Source organism: Pseudoalteromonas luteoviolacea S2607 (genome assembly GCF_001625575.1).
GTDB lineage: Bacteria > Pseudomonadota > Gammaproteobacteria > Enterobacterales > Alteromonadaceae > Pseudoalteromonas > Pseudoalteromonas luteoviolacea_E.
The window spans coordinates 18,284-42,899 of record NZ_AUXV01000067.1; the positions used below are offsets into that span (position 1 = coordinate 18,284).

Consider the following 24,616-nt stretch of genomic DNA (forward strand, 5'->3'; position numbering starts at 1 on the left):
ATCAAGGGCTTCTTTGCCAGAATTATCTCAAACAGAAGCATCATTTTTTGCCCAGCAGCTACACGCTGGTGCGAGTCTAGAGATTGGTTTATGCAGATAGTAATATCAATGGTATTTGGTTTGTCGACGAAAGTGGGCTAGAACCTAAGTTACCCTGCGTTGATATGCCAAAAAATAGAGACACGGAAAAACAAGCAAGAGATCCTTACTTTTACAAACTTGGTTGACCAAGTGTTAGTGAACTTGGAAAGGATCTTCTCTGGGCACTGGGTGACAAAATGTGTGGTCATACGGTGTCTTTTATAAGCTTTTAATCTTAAAAATCGCGCCTTTTGGGGTTAGGTCATTATGCTGTTTTGCGTTAGAATAAAGCTATAACTCCTTTACACAGATAATGCATGCCAAAGCAGGATCCCTATCTCTCAAGAGAACAAGAAAAATACGATAATCCGGTACCTAGCCGTGAATACATACTCGAACACATCAAAGCCAGCACCAAAAAAACCAGCTTTAGTCAGCTGTGTCAGGCACTTAATGTGTTTGACGAAGAAAGACAGATTGCCTTTAAAAGGCGATTACGCGCTATGGAACGAGATGGTCAACTGCACTTTAATAAATTTAAGTGTTATGTCATTCCCTGTGATGACGGTCTTGTTAAAGGCAAAGTAATTGGTCACAGAGATGGCTTTGGCTTTTTAGAAGTGGAAGGTGAGAAAAAGGATTGGTTCATCACTCGTCATCAAATGGACAAAGTGCTTCATGGCGATCTTGTGCTTGCCAAAGCCGCTAGCCGCGGCTCTGGTGGTAAAGTAGAGGCACGCATTGTCAGGGTATTAGAAGGCGAACGGGCTCCGATTATCGGGCGCTACTTTGTAGAGCACGGCATGGCAGTTGTGGTGCCAGAAGACCCGCGTATAACACAAGATATCGTTATTTTGCCGGGCAGTGAGAAAGGTGCTCGCCACAATCAAATGGTCCAAGTGCAAATTACCCAGCGCCCAAGTAAACAAATGAATGCAGTGGGCAAAGTAACCGATGTGATTGGCGATCATATGGCACCGGGTATGGAAATTGAGGTCGCACTGAGAAACCATGATATTCCTCATATGTGGCCACAAGCTGTTGAAGAGCAAGTCAGTAAACACGGCGAGCAAGTATGTGAAAGTGATAAGCAGGGTCGTATTGATCTGCGTCATCTACCCCTGCTGACGATTGATGGTGAAGATGCCCGTGACTTTGATGATGCGGTTTACTGTGAGCGAAAACGTGCTGGTGGTTGGCGTTTATGGGTTGCGATTGCAGATGTATCTCACTATGTGGAGAAGAATAGCCCACTCGATAAAGAAGCGATTGAGCGTGGCAACTCGGTATACTTTCCTGAGCAAGTGGTACCTATGTTACCAAAGGTACTTTCAAATGGACTGTGCTCATTGAATCCAAAGGTAGATAGGCTCTGTATGGTGGCAGAGATGACGGTGTCTGAGGCGGGGCGTTTATCAGGTTATCGCTTTTATGAAGCTGTTATGAATTCGCATGCGCGAATGACATACACCAAAGTGCACCATATTTTGCAAGGTGACGAGAAGCTGCGAAGTGAATATGCTGAAGTGGTACCGCACTTGAGCGAATTACACAATATGTACATGGCGCTTAAATCAGCTCGTCAAGTGCGTGGTGCCATTGAGTTTGAAACATTAGAAACGCGTTTTGTATTTAATGCCTATCGCAAAATTGAGTCTATCGTCCCTGTGGTGCGTAATGATGCCCACAAACTGATTGAAGAGTGTATGATCTTGGCTAATGTCTCTGCGGCAAGATTGTTGGAGAAACATGAAGCAAGTAGTTTATATCGTGTGCATGATGAACCAGATCCTGAAAAACTTAGCCACTTCAGACAGTTTTTACAAGACTTAGGAATTGAGAGCATTATAGGGCATGAGCCGACCCCACTGGAACTTACAGAAGCATTAAATGCACTGGGTGAGCGCCCAGAAACTGAGCTGATTCAAACCATGCTATTACGCTCAATGAAACAGGCAGTCTATCAACCCGATAATATTGGTCATTATGGATTGGCATTAAAAGCGTATGCTCACTTTACCTCGCCAATTAGACGTTACCCTGATCTAGTTGTGCATCGTGCAATTAAGGGCATTTTAGCGAAGCAAGGACAGCAAGTTTCTGGTGCTTATGTCTATTCTGACGATGAAGCAGATCAGTTGGGTGAACAATGCTCTATGACAGAACGTCGTGCCGATGATGCAACCCGCGAAGTTGCAGATTGGCTTAAATGCGAGTTTATGCAAGATCACGTCGGTAATGAATTTTCAGGGGTTATTTCGTCAGTAACCAATTTTGGGTTATTTGTACGCCTAGATGACTTGCAGATTGATGGCCTCATCCATGTCAGTAATTTAGGTCATGAGTATTTCCACTTTGATGGCGCAAAGCATTGTTTAGTGGGTGAGCACAGTAAAACGGTTTACCGCTTAGGCGATAAGCTCAGTGTTGTAGTGGCATCAGTGAGCTTGGACGAAAGACGTATTAACCTTGCTTTGGCAGACGAAGCTGAGCCAGATCGTTACGCGCGTCGACGTAAAAAGCAGAAGCTGGAAAAAGCTGCCAATGGCAGTGTGCGTACCCAGTTAAAGGCAGGAAAGATACCGAACGAGAAGCCTGCAAAGTTAGAAGAAAGAACAGAAAAAGAGAGTAAAAAAGCGAAAAAACGCAAAAAGACCACGCCAAAAGGGGTGGTGAAAAAGGGTAAAAAAGCGAGCGCCTCAGGTGTGAAAAAGGCGACGAAAAAGAGCGTAGGCAAAAAGTCTACAAAAGCGAAACGACCTGGGAAAAACGCCCGCAAGCGACAAAAGAACAGTGCTGGAGCATAAATTTTGAGTAATGAATTGATTTTTGGGTTTCATTCTATCGAAGCTATTTTGGCAAAAGAGCCAGAGCGATTTTTAGAGATCTACGCGCTTAAAGGGCGAGATGATAAGCGTTTAAGTGCTGTCGTTAATGAAGCACGCAAGTTCGGGATCTCTGTGCAGTTTATGCAGAGAAAAGCGCTAGACAATAAGGCTAAAGGTGAACAGCACCAAGGTATCATTGCCAATGTTAAGGCGCCAAAAGCGCTGAATGAAAATGATTTAAAGGCCATTATTGAAGCAAACAGTGCACCATTTTTTCTGGTATTAGATGGCGTTACTGATCCTCATAATTTGGGTGCATGCCTACGCAGTGCTGATGCTGCTGGTGTACACGCTGTGATCGTCCCTAAAGATAAATCAGCGAAGCTTAATGGCACAGCACGTAAAGTGGCATGTGGCGCTGCAGAAACGGTACCGCTTATTCAAGTAACGAATTTAGCGAGAACATTGCGTGAAATTAAAGATGCAGGAGTATGGGTTGTCGGTACTGCAGGTGAGACAGATAATGAAATTTTTACGTCTGATCTGAAAGGACCTGTTGCTATCGTGATGGGTGCTGAGGGAGATGGAATGCGCAGATTAACCCGAGAGCACTGCGACTTATTAGTCAAAATTCCTATGGTTGGCACAGTCTCTAGCTTAAATGTCTCTGTGGCAACGGGGGTGTGCCTGTTCGAAGTGCTTCGTCAACGTAGCCTTTAAACCTTAAATACTACAGACTCTAGCTAAGTAGGAGAGTCTGTAGTGCATTCAATGAATTTACCTGATAAGTCGGTTTTATATCTTCCGGACACACTTGCCCTTCGTGCTGTAACCAGCAACTATCTATACCAAACCGATTGGCGCCCAGAATATCGCTTTTTGGTGTGTCACCTACCATTAATACCTGATCTTTATTTGGATTACCTAGTAGTTCAATAGTATGTTCAAACACTTTCGGGTCTGGTTTAGCTACGCCTACTTGCTCAGAGATCACCACTTGGTCAAAGAAATGGCTGAAGCCTGTCTTATTCAAACGCTTTTGTTGTAGCGCGCTAAAACCATTTGTAATGATGCTCATAGAGGTTTTTGGGTTTAATGCTTTTAACAGAGACTCTGCACCTGGAAGTGGTTTGCAGATCTGTGCCATTGAATTTAAAAAGCCGAGGTTTAGGGTTTCAGGTGATACTGAGAGTTTATCCCCCCATGCTGTAAAACGTGTAACCTGTAACGTCTGTGCGTCAATTTTCCCTTCTTGATATTGAAGCCATAAGGGCGCATTTACTCTCTGGTATTCATTGAAGTCCGTACGAGTGAATTCAACATCATACTCAGCAAAGAGCGTTCTAAGCCCCTGATAAGCATCGAAATGAAACAGAGTTTCATCCGCATCAAATAGTATGTGTGTGTATTTCATGATTTATATAATTCTTGATGTATAAAAGGAGCCATTGCAAGTGTGAGCGCTTGTGTATATGAGCTCTCTCGCGTTGCCAGATTATTTGTCAATAAACCGATAGCCCCTCCTTTTTGTTTGATATTGGTAGTGTTAAAGACTCGGTCCATGACATGACCTAACTCTTCACCTTGCTCAAGCGCATCATAGATTTTAGTGGGTAGTGGTAGGTTACAGCTGCGCCCCACAATCGACTGCTCGTGATTTGCAATCACCACAAATGCGAATGTGGCTGCACCATAATCGAATTTAGCTGCACCGCCTTCCATCGCGCAATAGTAGTCTGCGATGTGGTTAGCTTTTAGATATGACACCCGATTTTCAGCCCCCGCCCGTGTATCGGCTTCGCCAAGGGGTTGATCTGCGACGCCACTTGGTGCATGTAGACCTTCACAATGAATTTCGCTGGAGGGGAAATAGCGTTGGAATATGGTTTTAGCAGCGTTTATTTTTACAGGGTTTTTGGAACCTACAAGCACCTTAATCATAGCGTCTTCTTATATTTCTATTTTGATCGCTAGTGTACTGATCTCTGCAATGAATACGCAAATTAAATTGGTAAATCTGTTGGCGCTAAGTTTTCGTATGCGCGTTTTTTAATGAGCAGATCTTTGATCAGTGGTGTTAAAACTAACTCCATGGCGAGGCCCATTTTTCCTCCAGGTACCACAAGGGTGTTAACCCTAGACATAAAACTCCCTTCAATCATTTGTAAATAATAAGGAAAGTCCACATCATCGATGCCTCTAAAGCGAATTACTACGAAGCTTTCATCTAATGATGGAATGTCTTTGGCGCTAAATGGGTTTGATGTATCAACCGTTGGCACTCGTTGAAAATTGATATGGGTACGAGAAAACTGTGGGGTAATATGATTGATATAATCGTCCATACTCCGGACAATCGATGTCATAACCGCTTCTCTTGAATGGCCTCTTTCATGGGTGTCGCGAATTAATTTTTGGATCCATTCCAAATTAATAATGGGTACCATGCCAATAAGTAGATCTACGTGTTTGGCAACATTATGCTCTTCAGACACCACACCTCCATGTAGCCCCTCATAGAAAAGCATATCTGTATTTTGCTCTAGATCTTGATACGGTGTGAAGGTTCCGGGTAATTGGTTGTAGGGCACAGCGTCATCAAATGTGTGTAAGTACTTACGTATCCTTCCATTTCCTGTTTGTCCGTAGCTAGAGAATAACGATTCTAAGGCCTCAAAGTCGTTAGCTTGCTGTCCAAAATAGCTCAGGTGTTTGCCTTCTTGCAGTGCTTCTCGTTTTAGCTTATCCATTTCAGGACGAGTATAGCGATGAAAGCTATCCCCTTCTACAAATGCTGCTTTGGCATCAAGACTTCGAAATATGTGTTTTATCGCATTGGTTGTGGTGGTTGTGCCCGCGCCAGAACTTCCTGTAATCGCTATTATGGGGTGTTGTTGTGACATCGAAACCTCAAAATTTATCAAAAATGGTTCTACTTTAGGTAGTTACATACATTCTCTAAATACATATCCGGATGAATGAGGGGCGTGTGAGTCGTTGTTGTCACACAACCATCGCCTTTCGATGTTACTGGAAGGGGAGAAATTCGCAAGCGCTTTGAAAAAGCCCTTAGTGATGTCTTCTCACTTAAATTACTAAAAGGTACGTACAAATCATTGGATTTATGCTTTGGCCTAGGTAAGATCAAAAATAAAAAGGACTCACCAATGATAAATAAAGTTCTCAAGGTGCTGAGCATTAGCTGTTTCATAACCGCGTTAGGCGCACAAGCTTCAATGCCAAAGAGCCAAATTTGGCTGGCTAAGGACTCTACCGAAGGGTTCGTTGTAAAGCCTGTAACGGGCTCAGATGCTTATCACAATCAACCACTGCTTACTCAACAAGGGTTATTTTATACCAAAGAGTTGAAGTCTGATTCGGGGCCACAGACGGATTTATTTTTTTATAACTTTGCAAAGGATGAGCACTCGAACATAACAAACACACCTGTATCCGAATATTCACCCACAATATATCCTCATGACGACGGTGTTTCTGCAATTGTGGTTGAGCCATCTGGAAAGCAGAAGCTCTGGTTCTATCCAAATGACAAAAATGTATCGCCATCACGTATCTTCGACCATATTGAACCCGTTGGTTACCATGTGTGGGGGAAAAATAAAGATGTAATGATGTTTATTTTAGGTACACCACATACATTACAGTTTACGGACATCAATGGCCACCTACCTAAGCTAGTAGCAAAAGATATTGGGAGAAGTCTTGCTTACAACCGCACGGCTGACGTTTACAGTTTTACTTATACTGAAAACAATACGCATTGGTTTGCAACGTATTCAGAGCAATTAAAGTCGGTAAAAAAACACTTTGCCTTGCCTTCTAAGGTGAGGGATTATACTTGGTTTGATGACAAAACTATCGCCTATGCGGTTGGAAATCGAGTCTTTACACGAAACTTCGAAATGCCAAAAAAAGTAGTTTTGTGGAAAGATCTTCAGGATTATTGCTCAGCAAATATCACACGCTTAAGTTATAATAATGAAGTTCTGGCTTTTGTTTGTAGTGAGTGATAGTTTACTGTTTTTGAAGTGCTGTAAGCTATATGGAAAAGCATTTAAATTATTGATATAGGTAATAAAGTATGGTTGTTTTGGTAACTGGCGGCGCTGGTTATATTGGGTCTCACACCGTTGTTGAACTTTTAATGCAAGGAGATGAAGTCATAGTTATTGATAACTTGGCTAATTCGTCTGAAATTGCACTAAAGAGGGTTTCTGAGATAACAGGGAAGCAGGTCACGTTTTACCAAGGTGATATCTTAGACAGGGAGTTTGTCGACTCTGTCTTTGAAAAGCACAGAATTGATCAAGTAATTCATTTTGCTGGATTGAAAGCGGTTGGTGAGTCTGTTTTAAAGCCTATTGAGTATTATCAAAACAATGTACAAGGTACTTTGACGTTATTGGATGCTATGCGTGCTGCTAACGTATTTAAAATAGTCTTTAGCTCTTCGGCAACTGTGTATGGCGATCCTGCTAGCCTACCTATTAGAGAAGACTTTCCTACAGGGGCAACAACAAACCCTTACGGCACTTCCAAATTAATGGTTGAACTTGTTCTTAAGGACTTAGCTCAGTCAGATCCTCGTTGGTCTATTGCTATCTTGCGCTATTTTAACCCAGTAGGCGCACATGCTTCGGGGTTAATTGGAGAAGACCCCAATGGTATTCCAAATAACTTATTGCCATACATAACTCAGGTAGCGGTGGGTAAATTAACGAGCTTAGGTGTGTTTGGCAATGATTATGATACGCCGGACGGTACCGGTGTACGTGACTATATTCACGTTGTCGATTTGGCTTTAGGCCACCTTAAAGCGATGTTAAAAATAGCATCAGATAATGGGGTGCATATTTATAATCTCGGTACTGGGAATGGCTACTCGGTTTTGGAAATGGTAAAAGCTTTTGAAGATGCATCCAAAGAAGCTATTCCATATCAGATTAAGCCTCGTAGAGAAGGGGATATTGCAGCGTGTTATGCGGACCCTAAAAAAGCCCATCAAGAGCTTGGTTGGAAAGCGATGAGAGGTATCGCTGAAATGATGGCTGACTCGTGGAATTGGCAGAAAAGCAATCCACAAGGTTATGGGCTGTAAATTAACCAACTGTACTAATGAATCTCAGTTTTGAGGGTTGATTGTTGAGCATCGTAAAAGAGACTACTTACGGTGCTTTTTAATTAACGATATTTGCCGTAATGCGCTTTTACTTTTTAGATTGATTCAACTATCGATAATAAAAAACTTCAGTGGTGCTTCTCAAAATTTACTCATTATTACGATAAAGCACAATAATTCCCCTTTCTACTTTTCAGTTCATCACTTATCATTATTCTGTCTATTTCAAATACATGCTGGATTGAACTCCGCAGTAATATGAGTTAACATCGATGCAACAATGTTTGCTGTAGACTATTAAAAAATTCATAAGGATAGGTTATATGTTATTGAAAAAAATTAAGTTTATGCAAATGTTTGAGAATGGTAACACATCATTAATTGGAAACTTAGATTCCTCTTTGGGTGTAGAAGATCAAAAACGCAAAAATCAAAAAAGCATCCGTGGTCTTTCGAATTGTCAAATAATGATGGTTGAAGGGGGGACAGGTGGCCTTGGTGGCGGGCAAGAACCTCCAATGGCCTCACAGTGGCACAAATAAGAGCATAAAGCTACTAAACTAGATCGCGCTGAAGGAACAACATGAATGAATTGCTAGCAGTAATTAACTGGGGAATTATAGGACTGGAAGTATTTGTCTTTGTCTTTCTTGTCGCTAAATTTTGGGCGTTAAAATTTAGCTTATTTTTTGGCGGAAAAGATAGCCTTAAAACAATTGACGACCATGAACTTCATTCATGTTTTTTGACCGCGCTTTGTGTTCTAACCTTTCATTTTATTGGCGCAGGGTTAACCGATTTATTAATGTCTCTTGAGTTAGAAAAAATGAAATTGCGGCAGCTGTTTTACTGCGTACAAATTGCAAACTGCGCAGCATTTGCAGTGGTGCTTTATTTGTTGCACAGCATCCGTCACTGCTCATTTTCAAGAGCAGCAGTATATAGTATGTATATTACATTGCTCTCAATGACGATTGGTTTGATTCAGATGGTTGCAAGGGGTTATTTAGACTTTAATGGTTTACAGCCTTTATATAGTACTATAGCGGTAATCTGTAACATACTAGCTTTGGTAGTTGTAGCTAAGTACCCATTAAGCCAAATTATAGGCTTAAGACGAAGGGATGAAACTTAGAATAACAAAAGTCTAGATGTGTGCGTTTATGTAATGTAGTATCGAACGCACATTTTTTACCTATACACGCTTCTTCACACCAATACCTGATCTAATTGTATAATCGCTCATAAAGCAGCAATAGGCTGATGCAAAAAACTTTTCGCTTTTGCCATTAATATCGACTTTTAAGCTACAAATTAGTCTTTTTTAACTGACTGACCCGCCCTAAATAGCGTTGACACTTTTACTGAACGTTTAGCTTTCATTGTGTATAATCTTCACATTAGATTTTGCATGTCCACGGTATTTATAAAAGATTGCTCCGCCTGTTTTTTTACGTTTTTCGACAGCGTAAAAAGCTATGAATTGGGGGCCTGATTTTATATTCCTCCTACCTTGACGGAGTACTGATAGGGACACCGTAGGTAAATAGCGCAAAGCAAATGAATTTATGGCGAAATGATGAAGACAGAAAATATAGATAAACCAGGCTTTAGCCCAGTAAATACAGGCGATTCAGCGTTTCGCCGCTTCTCCGTTGCACCGATGCTGGATTGGACGGATCGACATTGTAGAACTTTTCACCGTAAGTTAAGTAAACATGCTGTGCTGTACACAGAAATGATTACAACCGGTGCAATTATCTATGGTAAAGGCGATTACTTGGCCTTTGGAGAGCATGAAACGCCAGTTGCTTTGCAGCTTGGAGGCTCAGATCCTAAAGCGTTGGCTGAATGTGCCAAGCGTGCTCAAGAATACGGATATAACGAAGTTAATTTGAATGTAGGTTGCCCGTCAGATCGCGTTCAGAATGGCCGTTTTGGCGCGTGTCTTATGGCTGAACCCAAATTAGTTGCCGATTGTATCGCAGCGATGAAGGCTGAGGTAACTATACCAGTTACCGTAAAGACTAGAATTGGTATTGATGAGCAGGACTCATATGAATTTTTGACAGATTTAATTGAAGCGTCACATGAGATTGGGTGTGATGATTTCATTATTCATGCTCGAAAAGCGTGGCTTCAAGGCTTGAGTCCAAAAGAAAATCGTGAGATCCCACCTCTTGATTACCCGCGAGTTTATAAGCTGAAACAAGACTTCCCTCATCTTCATATTAGTATTAATGGTGGAGTAAAAACGCTAGAAGAGTGTCAGCACCATTTAACACACATTGATGGTGTTATGATCGGGCGCGAGGCATACAGCAATCCGTTTTTACTCTCTCAAGTAGATGAAGCGCTGTATGGTGCTGCGCCTTTTAATCTTACTCGACATGAAGTAGTACGAAGCATGTACGATTATTTTGAGCAGGAAATGAGCCGAGGAGCAAATTTCTGGCATATCGCGCGTCATATGTTGGGGATATTTCAAAATCAGCCTGGTGCGAGAGGGTTTAGACGTCACTTGTCTGAGAATGGGCATAAAAAAGATGCAGATATTAGCGTGATGGAAAAAGCGCTCACTTTTGTACCTGAAAACAAATAAACCAAGGTCATTTAATAACCTAATTTTTAGTGAATTTCACTAAAAGTTCGTTACTTAACGTATAACGTAGCTGCTAGATTTTTTATAAGCTCATGAATGTAAAGCGTTTTTAATTCTGGCACAATGATTGGAACTGTAAAGCCATTATATGTCTTAAAGGAACATGTTATGGCTTTACTTAATCGTATCGAAGATTTTATCAAATCTGAATTTAATGCACTTTTGGACAACTCACAGCGTCCTAATAATACCTCTCAAGCATCATACCAAGCGCTACAAGAAGCATTGACCTCGTGCCGAGAGCTAGCTGTAAAATTGATTCGCGAAAAAAAGCTGTTGCAGCGTCAAATTGATGTCAATACAGACAAAACACAATGTTGGTATGAAAAAGCTCAATACGCCGTTGAAAAAGAAAGAGATGACTTGGCTAGAGCGGCACTAGAAGAAAAGCATAAATGTGAGCAATTAATTGAACAATTGAATGCAGATTTAAGTGAAGTTTGTTGGGCTCTTGAAGGTGTTGAAGGTGATATTACAACTCTGAAAAGCAAAATAGACAGTCTGTTAGGCAGCGGAGAGCCGCGATCTATGCAGGAAGATGCTTTGTTAGCAAGGCTCAAAATTAAAGAAATGCTCAACAGCCCTGCAATCCAGAGTCTTTACGCTCAGTTTGAAATGCTTGAGCACAAGCTGATAAAGGCTGAGTCAAAGAGCGAGTACAGCACGGACACAGACACTCAACGACACAAAACACAACATGCATTTCAAGAGTTGCTCAAAAATGAAAAAGTTGACTCAATGTTGCATTCGTTAAAAAGGAAAGTTTCTTCAAGAACATCACAAGAATCTACAGCTAACTAGGGGGCCATATGGACTCAGAATTGTATCAGTCTCAAGATAAAAGCGTGTCAAAGAAAAAGATCGGTGGAGTCTGTATTCTGCTCGCTAGGCGGTTAGACTTACCTGTATGGTTGGTACGTGTTTTAGTCATTTTACTCGCCTTGAAATTTACCTGGCCATGTATTGTCGGCTATGGAATTGCTTGGTTATGCATGTCGGAAGACAAATAGGAGATGTTATGAAAGCAGCAGTGGCTATCGTATTTTTATTACTGGCATTATCGGCAATTTCTTGGCTATCATCCCCAATTGCGCTTTTAAGTATGCCTGACTTTGTTTATGAAATGAGTTGGGTTGGTATGGAGATAGGCGGATTTTTAGCTTTGATCCTGATCTTTTTTGCTTTTGTTGCGCTGCTCAGTATAGGAATGCTGGGTGTGGGGTTAGTGGTGCTCATTGGGCTAGTATTAGCACTTCTTTTTGGCTCAGTAATAATCGCATTGCCACTTTGTTTACTGATTTTATTTGCTTGGTTGATAAGTGACGAGTGGTCTCTTTGTTAAAATGAGACGGTGAAGCGAGGCGGAGGAAGTGCGTATTTTGCTGTGAATTCAGTACGTAACAACGGTATACTAAGCGTATCCAATACTGGTTTAGTCAGAATTATAGGAATCCTATCATGCTTAGAACTGTTGCACTCATTTCGCTTCTTTCATTCTCTAGTTATAGCGCTGCACACAACCATCAACATGATGGTCATCAGCACGGCTCACATCAACATACAAGCCATAATTCAGCAAGCCTTCAGGTTTCAAACGCAAAGATCCGAGCGTTTTTACCTGCAGCGAAATCTACAGCAGGCTACTTGACCCTAGATAATAAAACGAAAAAGCCGATTACGATTGTCAAAGCTAAAATTGAAGGGTTAGGCCGTGTTGAAATTCATGAACATATACATAGTAACGGTATGATGAAAATGCAGCCTGTGAAGAACTTAGTCGTACCAGCAAATGGGCAAGTGGAGTTTAAACCAGGTGGTTATCATTTGATGGCGTTTGAGCCAAAAGTAAAGTTAAAAGTAGGCGAAACTCGTAATCTCACACTATATTTTTCAGATGGTGAGAAAGTTGAAAACAAAATAAAAGTAGTGTCTTTAAAAGATGCATTTTCTTCTGAGTCACACCATCATCATCATTAGGAGCTAGGATGAACGAACATAAGGGCAAGATATTTGCTTCACTAGCAGGGGTATTGTTTTTAGGATACTTCCTTGCGGTGTACTGGAGTTTTGAGCCTAAACAGTTTGATGTCGTTGAACGAGCCAAATCACATGCACAAACGCAAAATGCGAAATTAGTAACGGGCTATGTGACAACCAACACTTTAATTGAAGTGATGCAAACATTATTAGATAAACCAGGCGGGTATTTATCAAATGATGTACTACCACCTAGCGTAATAATGGATAATATGCCGGCTTGGGAGTTTGGTGTGTTAGAAATGTCCCGTGATTTGGCTCTATCGATGCGTAAGGACTTCAGTCGGTCACAATCACAGTCGACAGAACATCCAAGTTTGAAGAAAGCACAACCGAAATTTAATATCAGCTCAACCGCTTGGATTTTGCCAAGTGCTGAAGGTGAATATCAAGTTGGTATTGATTATTTGAGAGATTATCAAGACCAGATTGCCAACCAAGCAGAACAAGGCAGTCAGTTTTACGCGAGAGCCGACAATTTGAGAGGTTGGCTGAAAGAGGCTGAAAAGCGCCTGGGAAGTTTGAGCCAGCGGTTAAGTGCGAGCGTTGGGCAGGAGAGAATCAACACCGATCTGGCAGGTGATTCGGCAGCTTTGCAAGCTACTGCTGGTATGGAGCAAACAGTAGTAAAAACTTCATGGTGGCAGATTGATGACGTTTTTTACGAGTCTCGGGGTGCAACTTGGGCGCTCATACATTTTTTAAAAGCTGTAGAACATGACTTTTCTGATGTGTTGGAAAAGAAGAATGCTAAAGTTAGTTTACAGCAAATAATTCGCGAGCTTGAAGCAACTCAGGAAACTGTGTGGAGCCCGATGATTTTAAATGGTAGTGGATTTGGTTTTGTAGCTAATCACTCTTTAGTGATGGCTAATTATATCTCAAGGGCAAATGCTGCTCTTATAGAACTCAGTGAACTTTTAGCGCAAGGATAAAAAAATGAAAAAGTATTGTTTAGCGGCAGCGTTGTCTTTGGCTTGCCTTACACCTGCAGCACATGCTGATACTTTGTTAGGTTTGTATTTGGGAGCCGAAGGCTGGCAAAGTGAACCAGAAGGTAGCTTTGCAGAAAAAGGCAATCTGCAGGAGTTTAACTTTGAAGATGAAACGTACACAAGTTTATATGCTTCATTGGAGCACCCAGTTCCTTTAGTACCCAACGTAAAGTTAAAGTACACTGAATTAGAACTGACAGGTAATACGACATTGTCTGATACCTTTGAGTTTGGTGATAGCAACTTCACCGTTGGTACGACAGCAAACACGGTTGCGGACTTAACTCATATTGACTATATCTTGTATTACGAGCTATTTGACAATGACTTAATTTCATTCGATTTTGGTATTAATGCCAAGCAGTTTGATGCTGATGTTACCGTGACCGGTGAAGTGAATGGGACCCAAGTAACAGAAACTGTCGACTTCTCTGGATTTGTACCACTTGGTTATTTACGCGCAGAAGTAGGGTTGCCTTTAACTGGTCTGAGTGTATTTGCCGAAGGCAGTTTATTGGCAATTGACGACAGTAAAATTCAGGATTACCAAGTTGGTATCGCTTGGGAGTTTATCGATAACTTAGCGGTTGATGTTGCTATCAGAGCAGGCTATCGTTCGCTTGTATTAGAAATTGATGACATCGATGACTTTGATTCTGATATTGATGCTTCAGGTCCATTTGCTGGATTGCAAGTACACTTCTAATTTAAACGTATCGTGTCGACCTCACCACCAATTGATAAGCTGAGGTCGGCAATCTACTTCTTATTCCCAAGTTAAATTAAATTCTTCTTCTAGTGTTTTGCTGAGCAGTTGTTTATATGCTTTGTTCAAGGGGGTGTTAATTAATTTTTTTAGTTCATCGCCAGTTTGAGTTAGTTTGTAGTAACTAAGCACCAGATCATTGCTTTTTGCTTCAAAGTTAATGCGTTTATTTTGGTATACAAGTGTTAACGATTGCCCTTTCTGTAAACTTGCAGATTCTATCTCTTGTCTGTACATCAAGTTTATATCCATAAGAGTTAGGATCTGTGGAAAACTGAGGCCTGCTTGTGACAAATTTATGGTTTCGGTACTTCCTTTGCGCAATAAATCTAATATAGAAGGCTTTTTGTAGAACCCGAGAATGATCAGATAACTGTCTTCTTTTTCCAAGTACCCACATAGAGAGGCGCATTTCTGCAATGCTTCGGCTTCTCTTTGTGTCATTAACTTAAGTGTTTGCAGGCATTTTATTGAAAACGTACCCGGTGCTATGGACTCACCAACCAAAATCTTAGCCCACAACTTTTGCATGGTCTGGTTTGCTATGTCTTCTGCGAGAGTTATGAAATGCTCTAGCCAATCTGGGTCTGGTCTACCTCTACTGGTTACATCTGGGCACAGAGATAGAGACATCCCCATTATGCTTTCGATATTTTGTTGTCGTTGTATACGTTGTAATTGACCTCGTTTCAATGCTCTTTTCAATGTTCCGTGAGCACTTTGAACGAAAAAGCTGTTTTGTGGAGTGTTTGCAGAGTACCGACCGCCAGACGAAACAGGCTTGGCCTGTTTTGTCATGGCATAGCCTAACTTTTCTTCAATCAAGAGGGCTAAACTGGATCTTGCTTGCGCATTTTTAATGGTCATTGTTAGGCTCTACCTGTTGTAACCTGAGTTCAGACATCATTTCGTTGGTTGCAGTTTGCAGTATTTGTGTCAAATAGTGTTTGGTAAGTAATGCGATTAAACTCCCTATAATGGGAGTGAGTACTTCGCCATTTACACTAATACTGACTTGATTTATCTCTGGTTGCAATGCTATTTGCAATCTTGCTTGGTGCTCCTCGTTAAAGCGAAGATGAAATTGAACTTCGTTTTTTTGTCGTGATACTAAGGTTGCGTCAACTTTTCCTCTTGCGTGCTCGAATGCGACAAAACCGCCAACATTCTCACTGTTTTCAAGAGATATCAAATTAATATTATTGGGTTGTAAAACATGAATTGCCTGCACCCAGTGTTTAGTTGATAACATGAATTCACTTTTCTGGGGTGAGTGTTCAGTAAGCGGTGCCGTGATTGATATATGGTAGGTAGTTGGCAGTGTATTGATAGTTAGTAGCATGAAAAGTATAGCAAAAGCCACGAACTTTAAGGCTGTCTTAAGTAACTGCAAAACCCCATCCTTGTTGTTTTATTTGCATATGAAGCAAGCGCAAGTATTTGAACATCGTCTATAATATTACTTAGGTGTTAATGAATGCTGATCGTGATAGTAAAAATCTATCATATTTTATAAGATGAACCATAGAGAAAGCTGCTCTTGCAGATAGTGATGTGATTTAGCATAAGGTGGATAATGGCGTCTGAGCAAGAAGATTTTTTGTTTGCAGATCAAGATGTGTCTCATGAGGCTCAAGAAGCTGCTACAAGCTTTTGGGATGTATTGGTTGTGGATGACGACCCAGAGATCCATTCGGTAACCAAACTGGCTTTATCTGGTGTGGAATTTTGGGGTCGCACTTTGCGATTCCATCACGCTTACTCTGGTCAAGAAGCTGTAGAGGCGCTGCAAAATAACCCAGATGTATGCGTGCTTTTACTAGATGTTGTTATGGAAAGTGATGATGCCGGCCTAAATGTAGTTAAGCAAGTTAGAGAAAATATCGGTAATCACGCTGTACGTATTATTTTGCGTACTGGTCAGCCGGGTTATGCGCCTGAAGAAAAAGTGATTCGTGAATATGATATAAACGATTACAAAATGAAGACGGAGTTAACCAGAGGAAAGCTTGTAACTTCGTTGATGACTGCCATCAGGTCATATCAACAAATTTGTGAACTTGAACAGCAAAGTGTAGCGCTAACCAATATTTTAGAAGCATCGCAAGCAATCTTAGGTCACACAGATATGGTGTCGTTTAGCCAAGCGGTTGTTAAACAGATAGCGAAGATTATAGGTGCGCAAGAAAACGGTATTGTTGCCGGTATTACTAGCAGCTCGCGAGTCATTATCTTTGGTGGGACGCAAAACTATGCTGAGTTTTTTGGCGATGGTCTTGAACAGTTAGATAATGGCCGTGTGATAATGCAAGTCCAAAACTGTTTTGATCGCGAAGTTCATCAGCACACCGAACATGATATTACGTTTTTATTACAAGGTAAAAGCCGCAGAGCGGCAATTTATATTGAAGTGGATCATTCCCCTAGCGCTGCTCAATTACAATTTGCAGAGATATTTTTAGCGAATGTGAGTGTTGGTGTAGACAATATAAAGCTGATTAACGAATTACGAGATGTTGCTTATAAAGATACACTGACAAGATTACCAAATAGGGCAAATTTCATAGATTCCATTGCTAAATATTACCAACCGGACAATAACTCCCTGGTATTCGTATTGCTCGATATTGCTCAGTTCTCTGATATTAATAATGGTTTGGGTCAAGAAGTTGGTAATCTACTATTGCTGGCGGTGAAAGAGCGATTGTGTATTGAATTTCCGGATTGCCAGCTACTATCTCGAATAGGGGCTGATGTATTTGGCTTGCTTTTACCAGCAGGCACTTTTGATGAACAACGTTTTGTTGATGCGATTACAGTGCCCTATCAAGTAGGGGAACATGTGCTAACTATGCATTTCCATATTGGCGTGTGTGATCAAGCCGATTTCCATTACGTAGGGTTAGAGACGCTCAAACTAGCTTATATCGCGTTAAATCAGGCAAAACAAGCGCGTAAAGTAATTGATAGATACACCCCTGATTTAGAAGAAAAAATGGCTTGGCGTTTGGGGCTAATTCGGCAACTAAGACAAGATTTTGAATTGAATAAACTAGAGGTGTGGTATCAACCTCAATTTAGCCTGTCTTCAAACAAAGTGATTGGATGCGAGGCATTGCTGCGTTGGCCGTCTGGTAATGGTGATTATATATCCCCCGGGATATTTGTACCATTGGCTGAAGACTCGGGGCTAATCGTTGATATTGGGCAATGGGTTTTAGAGCAAGCCTGCAAATTGCAGCAAACATTTATAGAGCGTAGTTTGGACCTGAGTGTTGCGGTTAACGTGTCCGTACCGCAATTTAAAGTAAATAACTACGCTGAACAAGTCAAAGAAACTATTGTAAGTCATAACGTGGACCCAAGCAAAATTGAACTGGAGGTCACCGAAAGCGTTGTTATGGATGAAATAACAACGGTAATTGAAACCTTAGGTGAACTACAGTCCTTTGGTGTAGAAGTCGCGATTGATGATTTTGGCACGGGGTTTTCTTCGCTGAGTTACCTTCAACAATTGCCTTTAGCACGTTTGAAAATAGATAGGGCCTTTGTGAAAGGAATACCAGACACGGACAGTGGCGCTATTGCTGAGCTGGTAATTTCGCTAGGTCGTCATTTAGGACTGAAGACAATAGCTGAAGGCGTCGAAACGCAAGAGCAAGCACAGTTGCTTAAAGATCTCGGCTGTGATGAAGTACAAGGGTTTTTACTCGCCAAACCAATGCCTGAAAAAGAACTTCTACAGTTTTTAAATGATAACGAATAATAAAATCTTAATTTAGGTGTTGGCATTCGCTGCACCTTCTTATTATATCCCCATCAAACTTTTTTTAATTATTTATTCTTTTTATTCACCAATGAAATTATAAATTTATTTATATGGCAATCGTTTGAATAAGCAGATGTATATAAATATTTTTATTTTTTGCAATAATCTTTATTTTTTTTAAAGTGCATTTCTGCGCTGTTTTATACGTTTACAGGTTTTTTTAAGTAATATATGTAATGTACCCATTTACATGCTGTTGACTGTGAGAGTCTAAATTAGTAACTTCTATAACGTGGGATGAAGATATTTCACATGTACTATAAAAAAAACGTAATTTTTTAATAAGGAAATATCAATGAGATACTCTAAACTGTCTCAATCGATCAAGACCTCGTTAATCGCGGGTTCTATTTTAACAACAGGTTTTTCACAATTAGCAGTCGCTGAAGAAGCCGGTGCTGAAGGCAAGGTTGAACGTATTGAGGTAACCGGAAGCCGTATTAAACGTATCGCAATGGAAGGGGCTAGTCCAGTCACAACCGTTACTGCTGAAGATATTAAAGTTGCGGGTATCACACGTGTTGAAGACATGTTAAATGATATGCCTGCAGTGTTTGCAGGCCAAACATCTGGTACAGCGAATGGTGCAACTGGTACAGCAACGGTTGATTTACGTAACTTAGGCCCTGAACGTACTTTGGTTTTATTAAACGGTCGTCGCTTACCAGCTGGTTCTCCATCAGCAGGTGGTATCGGTGCGGATTTGAACCAAATTCCAGCGGCATTGGTTAAGCGTGTTGATGTACTAACGGGTGGTTCATCTGCAACCTATGGTTCTGATGCGGTCGCAGGTGTTGTTAACTTTATTCTTAAAGATGACTTCGAAGGCTTCCAGTTCGAATACCAAGGTAGTTTATATCAGCATAATAACGACCATGGCGATATGCAGCGAGCTGTAAATGAGCGAGGTTTTGCTCTTCCTGAATCAAACGTTTCTGATGGTCAAGCTGATGATTTCACCGTTATTGTCGGTGCAAACTCAGCTGATGGTCGCGGTAATGTGACAGCTTACGCTTCATTCCGTGAAATAGAGGCCATTACTCAAGATAGCCGTGACTACAGTGCGTGTGCTATGAATATCAATGATGAAGGCGTGCGCCAGTGTGGTGGTTCAGGTACTATTCCTGAAGGTCGTATCATCGCTGGTGATGCAAGCTTAATGATGGATGGTCACACTTTCAAAGACTACGATGGTACTTTGTACAACTATGGTCCACTGAATTACTTCCAGCGTCCGGATAAAAGAAAAACGTTTGGTTTACTAGGTCACTATGACTTGTCTGATAACCATACTTTTTATACTGAAATGAGTTATATGGACAACAGAACAGTTGCGCAGATAGCCCCTTCAGGTTCATTCTTCCGACCAATTGATTTAGCATGTAATAACCCGCTACTTTCAGAACAACAAGTTCAAAAGCTATGTACAGATCAAGGTTTTGGTGCTGACCACGTATTCTCTGGTGATAATGCTGCGTTGGCTGTAAAACGTAACGTTGAAGGTGGTCCTCGTCAAGATGATAGACGTCATACCTCGACTCGCTTTGTATTTGGTGTGCGTGGTGAAATTAATGACTACTGGACATACGATGCTTACATGAACTTTGGTGAAGTAGCTTACGTTCAAACATATGATAATGATCTTTCTATTCAGCGCATTACACGTGCATTAGATGCTGTTAGAGATAATGATGGTAATGTTGTATGTAAATCAGTGGTTGATGGTAGCGATCCAAACTGTGTACCTTGGAATATTTTTAACAGAGACCAAATAACTCAAGACCAATTAGATTACCTAATTGTACCTCTTTACTCTCGTGGTGAAACTAAGAATAAACAAATCAGTGGTTTCGTTTCAGGTGATTTGACTGACTACGGTGTCGTAGTACCAGGTGCTACTACAGGTGTTGGTATTGTTTTAGGTCTTGAACATCGTCGCGAATTTATTTCATTACGTCCTGACCAAAACTTCCTAAGTGGTGACGGTGCAGGTCAAGGTGGCCCTACTACTGGTGTAACTGGTGAGTATGACGTTGATGAATTCTTTATGGAATTAAATGTTCCTGTAATTGAAGACACGTCTTATGTTGATTATGTTACTCTAGAACTAGGTTATCGTTACTCTGATTATTCAACTGACAAACAAACTGATACTTACAAGTTTGCGGTTGACACAAGAGTTAGTGAGGACTTTGGTTTCCGTGCAAGTTACCAGCGAGCAGTTCGTGCAGGTAACGTACGCGAGCTATTCCGCCCAGCAGGCATGAACTTATTCAACTGGGATGAGGATCCGTGTGGACCTGGAAAAACGCTCACTCTTGCAGAGTGTCAACGTACTGGACTTCCAGCAGGTCAATATGGTGCGGCTATCCTAGACAACCCTGCAGGTCAGTACAACACAATTGAAGGTGGTAACCCAGCTCTAGAGCCGGAAGAGTCAGATACTGTTTCATTTGGTTTGTTATATTCACCTTCATTTGTTGAAGGGCTAGATATCACTTTAGATTACTTCGATATTACAGTGGAAAAAGCGATACAGAGCATTCCTGCTGCTACTATTCACGACAAGTGTGCTAAAGGTGTAGACGAGCTATGTGATCTAATCAATCGTGGTTCTGGCCGCGGTGACTTATGGATTGGTACATCGGCTATCACAGCTACAGATACTAACATCGGTTCTGTAAAGACTTCAGGTATTGATATCAACACTACATACAACTATTCTCTAAACGATATGGGTAATTTACGCTTTGCTCTTATCGGTACTTACTTAGAGAAGTATGAAATTGAGAATATTCCTGGCGACAGACCTGATGATTGTGCTGGTTACTGGGATCGTGCTGTTTGTGAAGTTCCAGCTCCAAAAGTACGTGCAAACCTAGTTACGACTTGGTCAACACCATGGGATACAAACATCACAGCTACTGTTCGCCATTACGGAAAAGTAGACGAATATACGGTAGTGAATAACACTGTTGTAAATGGACCGACTACTTTAAACGGAAAAACTTATTTTGATTTAGCTGCTACTTGGAATGCAACAGATCATCTTACGTTTAGAGCGGGCATCAAGAACCTATTTGACGTAACTCCGCCTCTAGTACCAAATGGTCCTTCTGGTGACGCAAATGGTAATACGTACCCAGGTCAATATGACGCACTAGGTCGCTATCTATTTGCTGGATTTACATTTACGATGTAATTCGATTTATAGCCAAAAAGCCCAGTTTATATACTGGGCTTTTTTGTTCTCGTAAATCATAAAGAGCAGACTGAGGCATATTCTTATATGTTATGCGATTATTTAAATGGTGAACTATGATAGATAGCACATTCGGCAGGCTGCTGCGGTATAGGAAGTCTAATTAAATGTTTGGGAGGGTTATGTTTGGAAAGAGCTATAGTTAAAAAGTAACGAAAATATAGCTCCTAATTATTGAACCGTTAGCCGTCTTGCTGCCCCACACTCGTGCTTCTTGTACGTAGCATTTCTTTAGCTTCAGCTTCATCACGTTCAATTTGCTCTTTCGTACGGCAGCGCTTTTTGGTAAAGCGAGTGCCTGTGACCGCTTCTCTGTCACAAATTAGTCCGCTTCTTGCATTCGAATTCTTTTCAACCGATGATCGTGTATCTGAAGACGTCGAGCTACAACCCGCCATTAGAGCTATTAATATTGATATAGGTACTATTTTCATACCAAATTCCTTCTATATTTGTAATTGTAGTTTATTTAGTTATGACCAAAAGAACTATTGCTAAATCCTATCAGGACATTGTTCTACCATAACTAGATTTTTGGACTATAACAACCAGATAAACACCAAGGATAAGTATCCTCGATATTTACATTAATTTGTTCATATACAATTGTGTGATCAAAATTGTACACAGGTAGATTGAGAGCGCCGTTTTAGATGCCAATTTACTAGGCTGTGAATGTGAATATAAATTTATTTATTAGGCGAGAGGCGTGTTGTAGCTAAGAAGCTAAGAAAAAAGTTATGTGAGAGATGCCCCATTCGAGATATAATCTGGATCTTTTTCACTCAGAGCCGTCACTCTATGAACACTTCTAAAGCTGCACCGCTTCAAGCTGAGCGTTCGCTTTTTTCTTACCCTAAATATTGGGCCGAATGCTATGGACCCGCGCCTTTTTTGCCGACTTGTCGTGCCGAAATGGATGCACTTGGCTGGGATAGCTGCGATATTATTATTGTCACTGGAGATGCTTATGTCGATCACCCTAGTTTCGGCATGGCAGTGATTGGACGAGTGTTAGAAGCGCAAGGGTTTCGCGTAGGAATTATTGCGCAACCAGACTGGTCAGACAAAAGTGCTTTTGAGTCTCTAGGTAAGCCTAATTTATTTTTTGGCGTGACTGCTGGCAATATGGACTCAATGATAAACCGTTATACGGCAGAGAAACGTATTCGTCATGATGATGCTTATACCCCAGGTAATATTGGTGGTAAGCGTCCAGATCGCGCTGTTGTGGTTTACAGCCAAAGGTGTCGAGAGGCATTCAAGGATATACCAGTTATTATTGGCGGTATTGAAGCAAGTTTACGTCGCATTGCTCACTATGATTACTGGCAAGAAAAAGTGCGCCGTAGTGTCATTTTTGATGCAAAAGCCGATATCCTCATCTATGGTAATGCAGAACGACCTTTGGTCGAAGTAGCGCATCGTATTGCCAATGGCGAGTCTATCGAAACGATTCAAGATGTGCGTGGCACAGCGGTTATTCGTAAACAGCCGCTGGAAGGGTGGCGCGGGAGCGACTCAACGGCGATTGATAAAGTTGGTAAAATTGACCCAATTCCAAATCCGTATGGCGCGGATGACATGGGGTGCAGCAAGTCTGAATTTGCTAAAGCAGGCATAGACTTAAAAGCAGATTTAGCTAAGCCCATAACCGTACAGCCTCCGCGTTTAAAGCCTTGGGAAAAAGTCTATGTTAAGTTGCCTGCTTTTGAGCAGGTGAGTGTCAACAAACCTTTATATGCACATGCATCGCGTATATTGCATCAAGAAACCAACCCCGGCTGTGCAAGGGCGTTATTTCAACGTCACGGCGATCGTTCGGTGTGGGTAAACCCTCCTGCATTTCCGCTTGAAACCGAAGAGATGGACTATGTATTTGGCTTGCCGTATCAGCGTATTCCACACCCTGTTTACGGGGAGGATAAAATACCAGCATATGACATGATCAAAACTTCGGTGAATATTATGCGCGGATGTTTTGGAGGCTGCAGTTTCTGCTCTATTACGGAGCATGAAGGGCGTATAATTCAGAGCCGCTCAGAAGAGTCTATCATAGAAGAGATTGAGCAAATTAGAGACAAAGTGCCGGGCTTTACAGGGGTCATCTCTGATTTAGGTGGGCCGACAGCCAATATGTACAAATTGCGCTGCAAAAGCAAAAAAGCAGAAAGCACTTGTCGGCGTTTATCATGTGTTTACCCCGATATCTGTAAACATATGGATACTGACCACACGCCAACCATTGAGTTGTATCGAAAAGCGCGTGATGTCGAAGGCGTAAAGAAGATCTTAATTGCATCAGGTGTTCGTTACGATCTTGCAATTGAAGATCCTCGCTACGTGAAGGAGTTAGTTTCTCACCATGTCGGCGGGTATTTAAAAATTGCGCCAGAACATACCGAGACGGGGCCGCTATCTAAAATGATGAAACCAGGTATGGGAGCTTATGACAAGTTCAAAGAGCTATTTGATAAGTACTCTAAAGAAGCAGGGAAAAAGCAGTATTTAATACCATACTTTATCTCTGCCCATCCGGGTACAACGGACGAAGACATGGTCAATATGGCGCTATGGTTAAAAGCGCATGACTTCAAATTAGATCAGGTGCAAAATTTTTATCCGTCACCGATGGCTAATGCGACAACCATTTACCACACGGAGATGAACTCACTGCGTAATATTAAGAATAACCACGAGGAAGTACCTGTACCGAAAGGCGCACGTCAGCGTCGCTTGCATAAAGCCATTTTGCGCTATCACGACCCCGCTGGTTGGCCTATGATCCGTGAGGCACTCAAAGAGATGGGTAAAGCACATCTAATTGGAAGAAGGCCTGAATGTTTAGTGCCAGAGGAAAATAGCAGGGAGCGACATAGTAAAGGTGGCAATAAGCGCAGTAATAGGGCATTGACCAAACACACTGGTTTTAGCCAGTTTAATAACGCGAATACTAAGCCAAGAGTAGGGAAAAATAAGCGTAAGCCAAATAATAAAAAACCGACTCAGCACTGAT

22 protein-coding genes are annotated in these 24,616 nt (G+C 41.4%); 16 read left to right on the plus strand and 6 right to left on the minus strand.

Annotated elements, in window-relative coordinates:
* The first annotated feature begins 398 nt into the window (after nt 1-398).
* Together rnr and rlmB are read left to right on the plus strand one after the other, a co-directional pair.
* Nucleotides 399-2,888 carry a ribonuclease R gene (gene rnr / locus N480_RS20320; RefSeq protein WP_063374277.1) on the plus strand — a complete coding sequence of 830 codons (2,490 nt, stop codon included), beginning with the start codon at nt 399-401 and terminating at the stop codon, nt 2,886-2,888.
* 3 nt (nt 2,889-2,891) lie between these two features.
* Nucleotides 2,892-3,629: a 23S rRNA (guanosine(2251)-2'-O)-methyltransferase RlmB gene (rlmB, locus tag N480_RS20325; RefSeq protein ID WP_063374278.1), complete on the plus strand. Its 738-nt coding sequence runs from the start codon at nt 2,892-2,894 to the stop codon at nt 3,627-3,629.
* Nucleotides 3,630-3,648: 19 nt separating this feature from the next.
* On the opposite strand, the gene yjjG is transcribed toward rlmB, so the two are convergent.
* The 3 genes from yjjG to N480_RS20340 form a co-directional block, all read right to left on the minus strand.
* Complete coding sequence (gene yjjG / locus N480_RS20330; RefSeq protein WP_063374279.1) at nt 3,649-4,323, minus strand: pyrimidine 5'-nucleotidase; 675 nt, start codon at nt 4,321-4,323, stop codon at nt 3,649-3,651.
* Entirely contained in the window at nt 4,320-4,850 is a 531-nt protein-coding gene (gene yjjX / locus N480_RS20335; RefSeq protein ID WP_063374280.1) for an inosine/xanthosine triphosphatase, read from the minus strand. The genes yjjG and yjjX overlap by 4 nt, the downstream gene beginning before the upstream one ends.
* 62 nt (nt 4,851-4,912) lie before the next feature.
* On the minus strand, nt 4,913-5,812 hold the full coding sequence (locus N480_RS20340; RefSeq protein ID WP_063374281.1) for a phosphoribulokinase: 900 nt from the start codon (nt 5,810-5,812) through the stop codon (nt 4,913-4,915).
* A 264-nt stretch (nt 5,813-6,076) separates the two neighbouring features.
* On the opposite strand from N480_RS20340, the gene N480_RS20345 reads away from it, so the two are divergent.
* The 11 genes from N480_RS20345 to N480_RS20395 all read left to right on the plus strand — a co-directional run bounded on the left by N480_RS20345 (nt 6,077) and on the right by N480_RS20395 (nt 14,449).
* Nucleotides 6,077-6,940, plus strand: a complete 864-nt coding sequence (locus N480_RS20345) for a hypothetical protein (protein ID WP_063374282.1) — start codon at nt 6,077-6,079, stop codon at nt 6,938-6,940.
* A 71-nt stretch (nt 6,941-7,011) separates the two neighbouring features.
* On the plus strand, nt 7,012-8,028 hold the full coding sequence (galE, locus tag N480_RS20350) for a UDP-glucose 4-epimerase GalE (RefSeq protein WP_063374283.1): 1,017 nt from the start codon (nt 7,012-7,014) through the stop codon (nt 8,026-8,028).
* A 344-nt stretch (nt 8,029-8,372) separates the two neighbouring features.
* Entirely contained in the window at nt 8,373-8,591 is a 219-nt protein-coding gene (locus tag N480_RS20355; protein WP_063374284.1) for a hypothetical protein, read from the plus strand.
* Nucleotides 8,592-8,632: 41 nt separating this feature from the next.
* A complete protein-coding gene (locus tag N480_RS20360) occupies nt 8,633-9,184 on the plus strand; it encodes a hypothetical protein (protein WP_063374285.1) in 552 nt (183 codons plus the stop codon).
* Nucleotides 9,185-9,628: 444 nt separating this feature from the next.
* A complete protein-coding gene (gene dusA, locus N480_RS20365; protein WP_063374286.1) occupies nt 9,629-10,651 on the plus strand; it encodes a tRNA dihydrouridine(20/20a) synthase DusA in 1,023 nt (340 codons plus the stop codon).
* A gap of 168 nt (nt 10,652-10,819) precedes the next feature.
* Nucleotides 10,820-11,512 (plus strand): PspA/IM30 family protein, encoded by a 693-nt coding sequence (locus N480_RS20370; RefSeq protein WP_063374287.1) that lies wholly within the window; start codon nt 10,820-10,822, stop codon nt 11,510-11,512.
* 8 nt (nt 11,513-11,520) lie between these two features.
* The gene (locus N480_RS20375) at nt 11,521-11,721 is read left to right on the plus strand and encodes a PspC domain-containing protein (protein ID WP_063374288.1); all 201 of its coding nucleotides are present in this window, start codon (nt 11,521-11,523) and stop codon (nt 11,719-11,721) included.
* Between the two features lie 8 nt (nt 11,722-11,729).
* Entirely contained in the window at nt 11,730-12,053 is a 324-nt protein-coding gene (locus N480_RS20380) for a hypothetical protein (RefSeq protein WP_063374289.1), read from the plus strand.
* A gap of 116 nt (nt 12,054-12,169) precedes the next feature.
* Nucleotides 12,170-12,688, plus strand: a complete 519-nt coding sequence (locus N480_RS20385) for a copper chaperone PCu(A)C (protein WP_063374290.1) — start codon at nt 12,170-12,172, stop codon at nt 12,686-12,688.
* Nucleotides 12,689-12,696: 8 nt separating this feature from the next.
* On the plus strand, nt 12,697-13,683 hold the full coding sequence (locus N480_RS20390; RefSeq protein ID WP_063374291.1) for a DUF2333 family protein: 987 nt from the start codon (nt 12,697-12,699) through the stop codon (nt 13,681-13,683).
* 4 nt (nt 13,684-13,687) lie between these two features.
* A complete protein-coding gene (locus tag N480_RS20395; RefSeq protein WP_063374292.1) occupies nt 13,688-14,449 on the plus strand; it encodes a TIGR04219 family outer membrane beta-barrel protein in 762 nt (253 codons plus the stop codon).
* 60 nt (nt 14,450-14,509) lie between these two features.
* Here N480_RS20395 and N480_RS20400 read toward each other — a convergent pair whose 3' ends face one another.
* Both N480_RS20400 and N480_RS20405 read right to left on the minus strand, forming a co-directional pair.
* Complete coding sequence (locus N480_RS20400) at nt 14,510-15,376, minus strand: TIGR03899 family protein (RefSeq protein WP_063374293.1); 867 nt, start codon at nt 15,374-15,376, stop codon at nt 14,510-14,512.
* Nucleotides 15,366-15,761 carry a hypothetical protein gene (locus N480_RS20405; RefSeq protein ID WP_155732921.1) on the minus strand — a complete coding sequence of 132 codons (396 nt, stop codon included), beginning with the start codon at nt 15,759-15,761 and terminating at the stop codon, nt 15,366-15,368. Before N480_RS20405 ends, N480_RS20400 begins: the two co-directional genes overlap by 11 nt.
* Nucleotides 15,762-16,085: 324 nt before the next feature.
* Here N480_RS20405 and N480_RS20410 point away from each other — a divergent pair, with 324 nt between their 5' ends.
* Together N480_RS20410 and N480_RS20415 are read left to right on the plus strand one after the other, a co-directional pair.
* Complete coding sequence (locus N480_RS20410; RefSeq protein WP_063374295.1) at nt 16,086-18,275, plus strand: EAL domain-containing protein; 2,190 nt, start codon at nt 16,086-16,088, stop codon at nt 18,273-18,275.
* Between the two features lie 358 nt (nt 18,276-18,633).
* Nucleotides 18,634-21,540 carry a TonB-dependent receptor domain-containing protein gene (locus tag N480_RS20415; RefSeq protein ID WP_063374296.1) on the plus strand — a complete coding sequence of 969 codons (2,907 nt, stop codon included), beginning with the start codon at nt 18,634-18,636 and terminating at the stop codon, nt 21,538-21,540.
* Nucleotides 21,541-21,782: 242 nt separating this feature from the next.
* Here N480_RS20415 and N480_RS20420 read toward each other — a convergent pair whose 3' ends face one another.
* On the minus strand, nt 21,783-22,034 hold the full coding sequence (locus tag N480_RS20420; protein WP_063374297.1) for a hypothetical protein: 252 nt from the start codon (nt 22,032-22,034) through the stop codon (nt 21,783-21,785).
* A gap of 367 nt (nt 22,035-22,401) precedes the next feature.
* Here N480_RS20420 and N480_RS20425 point away from each other — a divergent pair, with 367 nt between their 5' ends.
* A complete protein-coding gene (locus tag N480_RS20425; protein ID WP_063374298.1) occupies nt 22,402-24,615 on the plus strand; it encodes a YgiQ family radical SAM protein in 2,214 nt (737 codons plus the stop codon).
* The last annotated feature ends 1 nt before the right edge of the window (nt 24,616 follow it).

What these genes read in the sequence shown, in the direction of transcription:
- rnr (WP_063374277.1), top strand. Translation starts at nt 399, where the DNA reads ATGCCAAAGCAGGATCCCTATCTCTCAAGAGAACAAGAAAAATACGAT.
- yjjG (WP_063374279.1), bottom strand. Translation starts at nt 4,323, where the DNA reads ATGAAATACACACACATACTATTTGATGCGGATGAAACTCTGTTTCAT.
- yjjX (WP_063374280.1), bottom strand. Translation starts at nt 4,850, where the DNA reads ATGATTAAGGTGCTTGTAGGTTCCAAAAACCCTGTAAAAATAAACGCT.
- N480_RS20340 (WP_063374281.1), bottom strand. Translation starts at nt 5,812, where the DNA reads ATGTCACAACAACACCCCATAATAGCGATTACAGGAAGTTCTGGCGCG.
- N480_RS20345 (WP_063374282.1), top strand. Translation starts at nt 6,077, where the DNA reads ATGATAAATAAAGTTCTCAAGGTGCTGAGCATTAGCTGTTTCATAACC.
- galE (WP_063374283.1), top strand. Translation starts at nt 7,012, where the DNA reads ATGGTTGTTTTGGTAACTGGCGGCGCTGGTTATATTGGGTCTCACACC.
- N480_RS20355 (WP_063374284.1), top strand. Translation starts at nt 8,373, where the DNA reads ATGTTATTGAAAAAAATTAAGTTTATGCAAATGTTTGAGAATGGTAAC.
- N480_RS20360 (WP_063374285.1), top strand. Translation starts at nt 8,633, where the DNA reads ATGAATGAATTGCTAGCAGTAATTAACTGGGGAATTATAGGACTGGAA.
- dusA (WP_063374286.1), top strand. Translation starts at nt 9,629, where the DNA reads ATGAAGACAGAAAATATAGATAAACCAGGCTTTAGCCCAGTAAATACA.
- N480_RS20370 (WP_063374287.1), top strand. Translation starts at nt 10,820, where the DNA reads ATGGCTTTACTTAATCGTATCGAAGATTTTATCAAATCTGAATTTAAT.
- N480_RS20375 (WP_063374288.1), top strand. Translation starts at nt 11,521, where the DNA reads ATGGACTCAGAATTGTATCAGTCTCAAGATAAAAGCGTGTCAAAGAAA.
- N480_RS20380 (WP_063374289.1), top strand. Translation starts at nt 11,730, where the DNA reads ATGAAAGCAGCAGTGGCTATCGTATTTTTATTACTGGCATTATCGGCA.
- N480_RS20385 (WP_063374290.1), top strand. Translation starts at nt 12,170, where the DNA reads ATGCTTAGAACTGTTGCACTCATTTCGCTTCTTTCATTCTCTAGTTAT.
- N480_RS20390 (WP_063374291.1), top strand. Translation starts at nt 12,697, where the DNA reads ATGAACGAACATAAGGGCAAGATATTTGCTTCACTAGCAGGGGTATTG.
- N480_RS20395 (WP_063374292.1), top strand. Translation starts at nt 13,688, where the DNA reads ATGAAAAAGTATTGTTTAGCGGCAGCGTTGTCTTTGGCTTGCCTTACA.
- N480_RS20400 (WP_063374293.1), bottom strand. Translation starts at nt 15,376, where the DNA reads ATGACCATTAAAAATGCGCAAGCAAGATCCAGTTTAGCCCTCTTGATT.
- N480_RS20405 (WP_155732921.1), bottom strand. Translation starts at nt 15,761, where the DNA reads ATGTTATCAACTAAACACTGGGTGCAGGCAATTCATGTTTTACAACCC.
- N480_RS20410 (WP_063374295.1), top strand. Translation starts at nt 16,086, where the DNA reads ATGGCGTCTGAGCAAGAAGATTTTTTGTTTGCAGATCAAGATGTGTCT.
- N480_RS20415 (WP_063374296.1), top strand. Translation starts at nt 18,634, where the DNA reads ATGAGATACTCTAAACTGTCTCAATCGATCAAGACCTCGTTAATCGCG.
- N480_RS20420 (WP_063374297.1), bottom strand. Translation starts at nt 22,034, where the DNA reads ATGAAAATAGTACCTATATCAATATTAATAGCTCTAATGGCGGGTTGT.
- N480_RS20425 (WP_063374298.1), top strand. Translation starts at nt 22,402, where the DNA reads ATGAACACTTCTAAAGCTGCACCGCTTCAAGCTGAGCGTTCGCTTTTT.